This is a genomic window from Streptomyces ipomoeae 91-03 (genome assembly GCF_000317595.1).
Classification (GTDB): Bacteria; Actinomycetota; Actinomycetes; order Streptomycetales; family Streptomycetaceae; genus Streptomyces; species Streptomyces ipomoeae.
The window spans coordinates 1-10,314 of the sequence record NZ_AEJC01000183.1 but is presented as its reverse complement, the minus strand read 5'-3'; the positions used below and the strand labels follow the sequence as shown (position 1 = coordinate 10,314).

The window sequence follows — 10,314 nt, the reverse complement described above, 5'->3', positions numbered from 1 at the left end:
GATGCCTGTACGTCGGCCGTCGGCGTTCACCCCTGAAGGGGCGCGAGGCTGTATCGACATGCGGCTCCGCCGCGTGGGCGCGACCAGCCACAACCAACCCGCACCCGCCCGAAAGCACCAAGTGGCAGCCCCTGATGCGAAAAGGGGGTCTGGGGCGCAGCCCCGGAAAGATTCGTGCTACACCGTGGCACACGAGCTAGGGTCCGACACCAGCCCCCGGTCACCTTAATCTCGTGCTTGCCGCTATCGCCATCTCCCAGAGCGCCACCGACCCCCTCTCCGGTCTCGCGCTGCGCGACAACGTCCCGGAGCCCGAGCCGAAGCCCGGCTGGTCCCGGGTACGGGTCGTGGCCTCCTCGCTGAACATGCACGACCTGTGGACCCTTCGCGGTGTCGGCCACCCGCCCGAGCGGCTCCCGATCATCCTCGGCTGTGACACGGCCGGGTACGACGAGGACGGCAATGAGGTCATCGTCCACCCGGTGCTCGGCGACCCGGACGCCGGTCGCGGTGACGAGACGCTTGACCCGAACCGGGCGCTGCTGTCGGAGCGGCACGACGGGTCGTTCGCCGAGTGGCTGATCGTCCCGACCCGCAACCTGGTGCCCAAGCCGACGTGGCTGTCGTTCGACGAGGCCGCCTGTCTGCCGGTCGCCTGGACCACGGCGTACCGCATGCTGTTCACGCAGGCGCGGATCACCGCCGGCGACCGGGTCCTCGTGCAGGGCGCCGGGGGCGGTGTCGCCTCCGCCGCGATCAAGCTGGCGGTGGCCGCGGGCGCCGTCGTCTATGCGACCAGCCGCAGCGAGGACAAGCGGGCCGAGGCCGTCAACTGGGGTGCCCGGGCCGCCGTGGCGACGGGGGAGCGGTTGCCCGAGAAGGTCGACGTCGTCATCGAGACGGTGGGGGAGGCGACCTGGTCGCACTCGCTGAAGTCGCTGCGGCCCGGTGGCACGGTCGTGATCGCCGGTGCCACCAGCGGCGCCAACCCGCCCGCCGACCTCGGCCGTGTCTTCTACCTCCAGCAGCGCATCCTCGGCTCCACCGGCTGCACCCGCGCCGAACTGGTCGCGATGCTCCGCATGCTCGACGCGACCGGGGTCCGCCCGGTGATCGACCGGACCCTGCCGCTCACGGACATCCACAAGGGCTTCCAGCTCATGATCGACGGCGGCCTGACCGGAAAGCTCGTCATCCACCCCTCGGAGCGCCCGCAGTAGGCCTGGCCCCCAGCAGGCCCGCCGGCAGCAGTCCTCCCCCAGCAGTCCCGGCCCCATCCAGACCGATAAGGAACCCCCATGCCCGCAGCAGCCGTCGGGTTGTCCCACTCGCCGCTCATCGGCAAGAACGACCCGGAACCGGATGTCCTGGCGCGTGTCGACGCGGCCGTCGAGACGGCGCGGAGCTTCATCAGCGCCTTCGAGCCGGACCTGGTCGTGCTCTACGCGCCCGACCACTACAACGGTTTCTTCTACAAGGAGATGCCGCCGTTCTGCCTCGCCACCGAGGCACACGCGGTCGGTGACTTCGGTACGCAGGCGGGACCGCTGTCGGTCGACACCGCCGCCGCGAAGGCGCTGGCCCAGGGCACGCTGGACCGTGGCATCGACCTCACCGTCTCCGCCCGGATGACCGTCGACCACGGTTTCGCACAGCCGCTTCAGGTCCTGTTCGGCTGCATCGACCGGGTGCCGGTCGTGCCCGTCTTCGTCAACGGTGTGGCCACGCCGCTGGGCCCGGTGAGCCGGATCAGGGCACTGGGCACGGCGATCGGTCAGGCCGCCGCCGACCTCGACCGCCGGGTGCTGTTCCTCGCCTCCGGCGGCCTCTCCCACGACCCGCCCGTGCCGGTCCTGGAGGGAGCCCCGCCCAGGGTCGCCGACGCCCTCATCGAAGGGCATCCACCGACCCCCGAGCAGCGGGCGAGGGGCGAGGAGCGGGTCGTGCAGGCGGGCCGTGCCTACGCCGCCGGGTCGACCGCGATGATCCCGATCAACCCCGACTGGGACAACCGTCTCCTCGACCATCTCCAGCACGGCGAGCTCGCGGAGTTCGACTCCTGGACCGTGGACGGCATGGCCAAGGAGGGCGGCGGCTCCGCCCACGAGGTGCGCGCGTGGATCGCGGCGTTCGCGTCGCTCGCCGCCACCGGGCCGTACGAGATGACCTCCCGTTTCTACGAGGCCATCCCCGCGTGGATCGCCGGGTTCGCCGTGGCGACGGCGGAAGGGCGGTGACCGGCATGACGCACACGCCAGTTGACGCACAGGCGGTGGCCGGAGCCGTCGCCCGGCTCGTCGGAGCCCTGGACGAGGGCCGGCCCGTGGCGCCCGTACGGGATCTGCTCGGCGAGCACGACATCGCCGCCGCCTATGCCGTACAGCGGGAACTCACCCGCCGTCGCCGGGACGCCGGCGCGATCGTCGTCGGCCGCAAGATCGGCCTCACCTCCCCCGCCGTACAGAAGCAACTCGGCGTCGATCAGCCCGACTTCGGCGTGCTGTTCGCCGACATGGATGTCTCGGGCGAGAGCGAGGTGCCGTCGGGGCGGCTGCTCCAGCCCAAGGCGGAGGCGGAGATCGCCTTCGTACTGAAGGAGGACCTGGCCGACGGCGATCTTGACCCGGAGCGGGTCCGGGCCGCCGTGGAGTACGCGGTCGCCGCGCTGGAGATCGTGGACAGCCGTATCGCCGACTGGGACATCTCGCTCACCGACACGGTCGCCGACAACGCCTCCAGCGGACTCTTCGTCCTCGCCGAACGCAGGCTCACCCTCGACGAGTTCGAGCCCCGCGAGGTCACCATGCGGTTGTACGCCGACGACCGGCCCGTGTCGGAGGGCAACGGCGCCGCCTGCCTCGGCGACCCGCTGAACGCGCTGGCCTGGCTGGCCCGTACGGCCCGGGAGTTCGGCGAGCCGCTGCGCGCGGGCCAGGTCATCCTCTCCGGCGCCCTCGGTCCGATGGTCCCCACGCCACCCGGCACCCGCATCCGTGCCGAGATCGGCCCGCTCGGCGAGGTCACGGCCGTCTTCTCCGCGTAGGCCGGCTTCTCCTTCTCCGTATAGGGCGGCTTCTCCGAGTGATCGTCGACATCGCCCATGGATCTCGCCGCGAACCGGGAGTGACCCGGCCGCGGCGAGGAGGCGCTTGTGCGGCAGGGGATCAGCTGCCGGTGAGGGAGATGGCCAGGTCCGTGATGTTCAGGGGGAACTTGGCCATGGCCGGGTCGGTAGCCACGAGCGTGGCCTCGCCGGTGAAGAGGTTGATGTTGTAGAGGGAGGGCGTGCCGGCGCCGGAGGGGGCGAGGGCGGCGAAGGCGGCGTTGGAGACCGTCTTGCCGTTCGACAGGGTGCTGAAGATGTCCATGCCGGCGTTGATCCCGGCATCGATGCCGAGGCTGCCGGTCGGTGCCAGCGTGCCGTTGTTGGCCGGGGACTGGATGACGACCTGGTCGCTGGTCGTGTTGATGTCGAACAGCGTGGTCGCGGTGGCCCCGTTGAGGTCGTTGTTCGTGTAGGCGGCGGCGGAGACGCCCTTGGTCGTGCCCTCGGTCGGCGGGGTGGTGAGGTTCAGGTCCTGGATGGTCGTGTGGTCGTTGAGGTTGTGCCGCAGGTTCTGGCCGTTGTCGCTGATCACGCGCAGTCGGTCGGCCGCCGGGTTGAAGTCGACGCCGAAGTTCGTGCCGTTCAGCGTGTACTGGAGCTGGGACACCTTGGTGACCACGACGTCCTCGGTGCCCGTCGGGATCTTGATCGTGTAGATGCCGCCCTTGTTGCCCACGCCGTACAACAGGCCGTTCTGTACCCGGAAGTCGATGCCGATCAGGGCCGTGTCGCCGCTGAGGCCGGTGACGGCTCTGACCCAGTTGAGCACGTTCGGCCGGTCGGTCGTGAACGTGGCCATCAGGGTGCCGTCACCGGTGATCCCGAAGGCGCGCAGGCTGGGGGTGGCGGCGGGCGCGGCCGAGGCGGTGCCCGGCGCGCTCAGCATGAGCGCCGTCGATGTGGCCATGACCGCGAACGCCGCCGCGATTCTCTTTCTCATCCCTGCTTTCATCGGTTTTCCCTCCCGTTTGAAGAAACGCCATCGAGTGGCGTGCAGATGAGAATTCGCGTACGCGGCCCGCACCGATTACCGGAATCGTGACGGAATGATTGACGCGGTGTTCCCCGGTGTTCCCCCGCAGGCGCGTAGCGCTCCCATTAAGCCGAGTTCACACCGTCCACACAAGCGGAACCGATGGTGAGAACGCCCCGATCCGGGAATTTTGCGCACAGTGACAAAAGTATCGTCGACACACTCTTCACCGATTTATGCGAAGTGATAAACGCCGTCCGGATTTCGTCTGTCGGCCCGTTCGAGCGGAATGGCATGCTCACCCCCCATGGGGAGCCTCTTCGCCGAACTGGCCCGGCGGGCGTCGACCAACGCGCGCCGGGAGGTCGAGACGTACGTACGTGAGATTCCGGAGTTCGGGGTCCTGGACGCGGATCCGCGTGCCAGGGCGGAGGCGCTGGAGTACTCGGTGTGGTTCCGGCGCCGCACCGTCGAACTGTCGCCGGACAACAGTGAGTTGAAGGACGACGACCTGAGCTACATCTCCTCGATGGGCGAGCTGCGCGCCGGGGCGGGGATGTCGCTCGGCGCACGGCAGCGGGTCCTGAAGCTGCACACCGCGCTGATGCTGCGCGAGATCAACGAGGTGACCGAGGCCCAGCGCGGCGGCGGCGTCGACGAGTTGATGCGGATGATGACCTGGTTCGCCCCGCAGGGCGAGCGCGGCATCAGCGCCTACAGTCAGGGATTCGTGGCGGTGCTGCGGCGTCGGCTGCCGTATGCCGAACAGGTCTCCCTGCTGGCCAGGGCGTTACTGGCCGGGGATTCCATGGTGCCGGAACTCGCCGCCGTGGTCGGCATGGAATTGCCCGATCAATACGCGGTCACGGTGATCCGGGTGCCGGACCGCCCGGCCGTCGGCGACCCCGCCCTGGAAAGCGAGATCGAGGCACTGGTGAAAATCCACCAGGTGCCGACCGCCTGGTCCCGGGATAACGCGGACGGGAACACTGAGCTGATCGTCCTGGTTCCCCGGCCGTCCCCCACCGTGGACGTCGTATCCGACCCCTTGCCTGAAGCATCTGATATGTCCGATGTATCGGATCTCATTCCTGAAGTGTCCGATCTGACCGATCTCGTGCGAGACTTCGCCCGGACCCTCGGTCAACCCTGCGCCGTGGGCACCGCCACCGCGCCGCTCCCCGAACTCGCCGACGCCCTCGAACGCGCCCGGCGGATCAGCCGGGCCGCCCCACTGCGCCGGCCGTCCGCCCGGCTCCGGCCGCACACCATGGCGGACGTGTTCGTCGAACTCGCCGTCGCGGACGTGCCGTTCGTCGACGAATGGCTCCGCGCGGTGGCCGCGCGCCTGGAGAGCGGGCCGGATCTCCTCCTCACGCTCGACGCGTACTACCACCACGACATGCACCGCGGTGCCACGGCGTCGGCCCTCAACGTCCATGCCCGCACCCTTGATTACCGTCTCCGCCGCGTACGGGAGCTCACCGGTATCGACCCCGGCTCGACGCACGGCGTACGCGTGCTCAGCGCCGTCGTCGCACGGCGTCTGTCGGGGGCGTGGCGCTGAAGGCGGCCGAGCGGACACGCGACCTGCCCCCCCGTCATGCGGAAGTGTTCCCTCGATGAGGCAGTCTGTGTCGGTGAGCAATTCGAATGACTCCCTTTTCATCAAGATCTGCGGTCTGAGGACCGAGCGGGACGTGGACACGGCCGTGGAGGCGGGCGCCGATGCCGTCGGGTTCGTCTTCTCGGCCAGTCCGCGCCAAATCGACGCCGACACGGCCGCGCGGCTGTGCGACAGGGTGCCGGAGCATGTGCTGACGGTCGGTGTCTTCCGCGACGAGCCCTTGCGGGACGTGCGGTCCTTCGCCACCGACTCGGGCATCCGGGCCGTCCAGTTGCACGGCCCGGAGGACCGTGCCTACTACGACGACCTGGCGAAGGGCGACTGGACGCTGATCCGCGCCGCGGCGTTCGGCGACACCGTGCCGCGCTGCGGGGAGTTCGGTGAGGACATGCTTCTGATCGACGCCCCCGTCCCCGGCTCGGGCATCGCCTGGGACTGGTCCAGCAAGCCGTTGGCCGGCTCCGGGGAGCGGTGGATCCTCGCCGGTGGCCTCTCCCCGGAGAACGTGCGGGACGCCGTCGCCGCCACCCAGCCATGGGGCGTCGACGTGTCCAGCGGTGTGGAACTGAGCCGAGGCGTCAAGGACCCGGCGCTGATCACGGAGTTCGTCAAGGCCGTGCGCGGCGGGTGCTGAGTCCGGCCGACCCGAGGCTGTGAAGGCCCTGTGGTGGCCGGGGGGTCAACGTTGGTACTTTGCGTGTGCACGACAAGCTTGCAAGGTCCGCGTTCCAGCCCCCAGGAGGAACACGCTTGCCCCGCAGCAGACGTGCGGCGGGTTGCCTCGTCCTGCTCACGCTCGGTCTGAGCGTGCTGCCGGGACCGGCCCCGTCCGCAGCGGCCCCGTCCGCCACAACGCCCACCCCTGCCGCATGGCGGACCGGAACCGGTGACGCCTCGGTCCCCGACCCCGCCGAAACCGCCCGCACCGTCACCCTGTTGACCGGTGACGAGGTCGTCCTCGCCGGTGACAACGCCTCCATCACGCCCGGCGAGGGCCGCGGCGGCATGGCCTTCACCCGCTACGAGGACTCGGGCCACCAGTACGTCGTCCCCGACGACGCCCTCACCCTCGTCGCCTCGGGCGCACTCGACCGCCGTCTCTTCGACGTGACCGCGCTGGCGGACGCCGGGTACGACACCGCGTACGGTGCCCCGCTCATCGTCAAGTACCGTGCTGAGGAAGGGAGTTCGCAGCGATTACGGGCAGGGGTGCGCGAGGCGGGTGCCCGTGTGACCCGTACCGTCCCCGGGCTGCGCCTCGCCGCCGTACGGCCCGCCCGTGGCTCCGCCACCTCGCTCTGGTCCCAGCTCACCGAGCGGGACCCGGACAGCGGTGAGCGGCGACTCGCCCCCGACGTGTCCCGGATCTGGCTGGACGCGAAGCTGGAGGTGAGCGACGACATCAGCGTGCCGCAGATCGGCGCCCCCACCGCATGGGAGGCCGGATACACCGGCACCGGCGTCAAGGTCGCCGTCCTGGACACCGGAGTCGACGAGACCCACCAGGACATCGCCGCGCGCATCGCCGAGAAGGAGAACTTCACCACCGCGCCCGACACCACCGACCTCGTCGGCCATGGCACACACGTGGCGTCGATCGTCGCGGGCGACGGCGCGGCCTCCGGCGGCAGATACACCGGAGTGGCCCCCGGCGCCTCCCTCCTGGTCGACAAGGTCTGCGTGGACCGCGATTGCGACGAGTCGGCGATCCTGGCCGGCATGGAGTGGGCGGCGCCACGCGCCCGGGTGGTCAACATGAGCCTGAGCGGCCCCGACTCCCCGGGCATCGACCCACTGGAGGAGGCCGTCGACACTCTCAGCGCCAAGTTCGGCACCCTCTTCGCGGTCGCCGCCGGAAACACCGGCCGGGACCAGGACGTCCGCAGCCCCGCCAGCGCCGACGCCGCGCTCGCCGTCGGAGCGGTGGACGCCGACGACGCGCTCACGGACTTCTCCAGCCGGGGCCCGCGTGTCGGCGACGGGGCGCTCAAGCCGGACATCACCGCTCCCGGCGCGGCGATCGTGGCCGCCCGCTCCAAGGACAGCGACCTCGAACCCGCGGGCGGCGACAAGGCGTACGCCTCCCTGTCCGGCACCTCGATGGCCACCCCGCACGTCGCGGGCGCCGCCGCGCTCCTCGCCCAGCAGCACCCCGACTGGACCGGCGACCGGCTCAAGGACGCGCTGATGGGCTCGGCGAAGCCCCACCCCGCCCTGAGCCCGTACGCCCAGGGCGCGGGCCGCGTGGACGTGGGCCGGGCCGTCGGCCAGAACGTCACCGTCGACCCGCCGAGCCTGTCACTGGGCACCACCTCCTGGCCGCACGACGACGACCAGCCGCTCACCAGGACCCTGACCTACCGCGACTCCGGCTCGTCGGACATCACCCTCGATCTCACCACGACCGCCACCGGACCGGACGGCGAAGCGGCCCCCGACGGACTGTTCACGGTCGGCCCCGCCCGGCTCACCGTCCCCGCCGGCGGCCGGGCGGAGGCCGTACTCACCTCCGACACCCGGGTCGACAGCGACACCGGCCTCTTCTCGGGCGCCGTCCTCGCCCGAGCCGCCGACACCACGGTGCGCAGCGTGTTCACCGCCACCAAGGCACACGAATCGCATCCCCTGACCGTCAAGGTCCTCGACCGCGACGGCGAGCCCGCCACCGGCAGCTTCGTGACGCTCCTCGACATCGACCGCGGCGAGAGCCGCTCCCTCTACGCGCCCAAGGGCACCGGGACGGTCGACGTCCGCCCCGGCCGCTACCACCTGGACGTCCACGTCGCGACCGCCGCCCCGGACGGGAGTTACGACCACACCGTGGTGGTCCAGCCGCTCGTCTCGATCACCGGTGCGAACACCGTCGAGCTCGACGCCCGCGAGGGCACACCCGTGACCGTGGCCGCGCCCCGGAAGGGGGCGACCAGCGCCCTGGCCGGAGTCAGCGTCCTGCGCACCGCCCCGTCCGGCGCCGGCGTCTCGTCCATCGCGACGGCCGGCTCCTTCGCCCGCCTCCAGACCGCCGATCTCGGTACAGGCACCCTGCCCGCCGACGCCGGCACCCTCACCTCCGTGGTGCGCAGCTCCTGGGCACGGCTCGGCGAGGACGGCACCTTCACCGACACCCCGTACGACTACGAACTGGCCTGGGTGGTGCGCGGACGCTTCCTCACCGACTTCCGCGCGCGGGCGAAACGCGGCGACCTGACCAAGGTCACGCACACCTTCCACACCGACCGCGAGGACGTGGCCACGGGCGCCCTGGGGACGTACGCGTTCCCGCCGGAGGGCGGCAGCGCGGCGGGCCCGAACATCAGGTTCCGGGCGAGCGGCAAACGCACCGTGCACTACTCGGCGCGCGGGGTGCGATGGCAGCTGGTCTTCAACCGGTTCGACTCCCGCGGCCAGAGCGAGTTCCAGCAGTGGGCCGCCCCACTCGCCCTCAGGCCGGGCGGCAAGGACGGGATTCGCTGGGGCAACGGTCCGCTCGGCCCGAGCTTCGCCGACCAGCGGTCGCGGATCTTCGCCAGTGTGCGGCGCCGCGGGGACACGCTGATGTTCCACACCCCACCCTTCGCCGACCAGCACCCCGGCCACACCGGCTTCTCCCTCGGCGACTCCGGCCGGACCCGGCTCTGGCGCGACGGCAAGCTCCTCGCCGATGTGCCGTACCCGTTCTACGACGCGCAGGGACCGGTGCCGGCGGCGGAGGACTCGTACCGGCTGGAGACCTCCGTGGACCGGGGCGGCCAGGGATACCTCACCTCGACCTCCGTGCGCGCGGCATGGACCTTCCGATCGGGACGCACGAGTGACGACGCCTGGACGTCCCTCCCCGTGACGGCGATCCGGTTCACCCCCGAACTGCGGCTGGACAACTCCGCGCGGGCCGGGCACCGGATGGTCCTGCCCGTCGTCCTGCAACGGCAACCCGGCGCACCCGAGTCGGCGGTCCGCGACCTGAGCGTCGAGGTGTCGTACGACGACGGCGCCACCTGGACCGCCGTGGACGTACGCCGCACCGGCGACCCCGCCCGCTGGCGGGCCGAACTGCGCAATCCGCGCGGCGAGGGCTTCGCCTCCCTCCGGGCGAAGCTGGCCGGAGCCGACGGCAACACCGCCGAGTACACGGTGATCCGCGCCTACCGGCTGCGCTGACCCCGTTCCAGGGCAACCGATCGCCCGCTCCGGCTCACGGCCGGAGCGGGCCGGGCGACGAACACAACTTCATCACTAGCTAGTGACACCCGCCAATTCACCCACAGGGGTGACTGGGGTAGGGTCCCACCGTTTCCGGCTACCGACCGAAGGGGTGTCGGTACGGGGAGTGTCGGAGGGGCGCGGCATGGCAGTGGAATCCCGGTTGGGCAAGAGCGGGTTCGTGAACTCGGACGACGCACGGTTGGAGGCGTTGAATCCGGAACCATTGCTCACCCGGGACTACGAGATGCGCCCCTCGCTGGTGTACGAGCGGCTGCGGCAACGGCACGGCGCGGTCGCCCCGGTGGACCTGCTGGGCGTACCCGCCTGGCTGGTCCTCGGCTACCGCGAGGCGCTTCAGGTCCTCCAGGACGACGAGAGTTGGCCGAAGGGACTGGAGAACTGGCG

Annotated in this window: 7 protein-coding genes and 1 pseudogene; 7 read left to right on the top strand and 1 reads right to left on the bottom strand. The window is 70.8% G+C overall.

Going from position 1 to position 10,314, the window contains the following annotated elements:
• The first annotated feature begins 233 nt into the window (after window positions 1-233).
• From STRIP9103_RS12025 to STRIP9103_RS12015, 3 genes are all read left to right on the top strand, one after another.
• Complete coding sequence (locus STRIP9103_RS12025) at window positions 234-1,220, top strand: zinc-binding dehydrogenase (protein WP_009308800.1); 987 nt, start codon at window positions 234-236, stop codon at window positions 1,218-1,220.
• A 78-nt stretch (window positions 1,221-1,298) separates the two neighbouring features.
• On the top strand, window positions 1,299-2,237 hold the full coding sequence (locus STRIP9103_RS12020; RefSeq protein WP_009308802.1) for a 3-carboxyethylcatechol 2,3-dioxygenase: 939 nt from the start codon (window positions 1,299-1,301) through the stop codon (window positions 2,235-2,237).
• Window positions 2,238-2,242: 5 nt separating this feature from the next.
• Window positions 2,243-3,043 carry a 2-keto-4-pentenoate hydratase gene (locus STRIP9103_RS12015; RefSeq protein WP_048820134.1) on the top strand — a complete coding sequence of 267 codons (801 nt, stop codon included), beginning with the start codon at window positions 2,243-2,245 and terminating at the stop codon, window positions 3,041-3,043.
• A 121-nt stretch (window positions 3,044-3,164) separates the two neighbouring features.
• On the opposite strand, the gene STRIP9103_RS12010 is transcribed toward STRIP9103_RS12015, so the two are convergent.
• Window positions 3,165-4,013, bottom strand: a complete 849-nt coding sequence (locus STRIP9103_RS12010) for a DUF4394 domain-containing protein (protein ID WP_199790533.1) — start codon at window positions 4,011-4,013, stop codon at window positions 3,165-3,167.
• 373 nt (window positions 4,014-4,386) lie between these two features.
• On the opposite strand from STRIP9103_RS12010, the gene STRIP9103_RS12005 reads away from it, so the two are divergent.
• The 4 genes and pseudogenes from STRIP9103_RS12005 to STRIP9103_RS11990 all read left to right on the top strand — a co-directional run.
• On the top strand, window positions 4,387-5,646 hold the full coding sequence (locus tag STRIP9103_RS12005) for a PucR family transcriptional regulator (RefSeq protein ID WP_009308814.1): 1,260 nt from the start codon (window positions 4,387-4,389) through the stop codon (window positions 5,644-5,646).
• A 55-nt stretch (window positions 5,647-5,701) separates the two neighbouring features.
• Window positions 5,702-6,340, top strand: coding sequence for a phosphoribosylanthranilate isomerase (locus STRIP9103_RS12000; protein ID WP_048820131.1), 639 nt, complete (start codon window positions 5,702-5,704; stop codon window positions 6,338-6,340).
• Between the two features lie 116 nt (window positions 6,341-6,456).
• Window positions 6,457-9,864, top strand: a complete 3,408-nt coding sequence (locus STRIP9103_RS11995; RefSeq protein ID WP_009308806.1) for a S8 family serine peptidase — start codon at window positions 6,457-6,459, stop codon at window positions 9,862-9,864.
• Window positions 9,865-10,051: 187 nt separating this feature from the next.
• Window positions 10,052-10,314: pseudogene (locus STRIP9103_RS11990) on the top strand (cytochrome P450); the annotation flags it as partial.